This is a genomic window from Proteiniphilum sp. UBA1028, assembly GCF_002316955.1.
In the GTDB taxonomy this organism is placed as follows: Bacteria; Bacteroidota; Bacteroidia; order Bacteroidales; family Dysgonomonadaceae; genus Proteiniphilum.
Genome location: NZ_DCEN01000088.1, coordinates 18,606 through 19,395, shown reverse-complemented (window position 1 = coordinate 19,395; position 790 = coordinate 18,606). Strand labels below are relative to the sequence as shown.

The following is a 790-nucleotide window of genomic DNA, read 5'->3' as shown; positions in this document are numbered from 1 at the left end:
AGCGAGAGTTGCTCGGCAATGGTTTTTACATTTTGGTGTTCGTGATGATAGAGCTGGTAAATCATCCAATCTCTCTCCGGCAATGTATCCACAATACGCGAAATTTCGGTCATTATTTCCTTCATGGTCATATCTTCCAGCACATGAGAATAGGCCGGAGTCAATTCCTCTGCGTGAACAGGGGCCGATAGTAAAATTTCCTGACAAGCCACCCTCGAGCGATGGAAATCGGCAATCCGTCGCAATGTATAGCAATGTAAAAATGGGGTTGTAGAGCCCTCCTCGTTTGTCAACAGAAATGAGGGAGAAATCCAGACTTTTGCCCAGAAATCCTGTAGGAAATCTTCCGCGGCTTCTTTGTCTCTGAAACCACTCACCAACTGCCTATAAACACGAGAAGCATGTCTGTCGTAGAATTCCAAGAACGCCTTAGTATCTTTATCGGCAATGGCTTTCAATAATTCCTGATCACTTTTCACGCTTTTGTTGTTCTTTTTCGCCGACAAAGTTAGAAATTGTTTATGGGAATAATATTTCGTTTCTGTTACGTTTTCAATCAGTTATTCCCTACCCTCATAAGGTACCTCTCATACTGTTTATCTTACCTCGAGAGATGGATTTTTCTATCGACTATCACTTTTGATTTAATTTAACATTAGGTAACCCAAACGAAAAACGATATAAGTATAGAGGCCGATTTGTTTCTGCTTCATATTACACAAAAATAGGTTCTAGCAACTCAATAAAAAACAGAATGAAAAAGGACAACCGCTTAAAAAGATTATCGCCC

General features: G+C 40.3%; 1 protein-coding gene. It reads right to left on the bottom strand.

The window, feature by feature from the left end; genetic code table 11:
* The coding region (locus tag B3Z75_RS14050; protein ID WP_294073038.1) for an RNA polymerase sigma factor at nt 1-479 on the bottom strand (479 nt) is incomplete at its 3' end.
* Nucleotides 480-790: the final 311 nt, after the last annotated feature.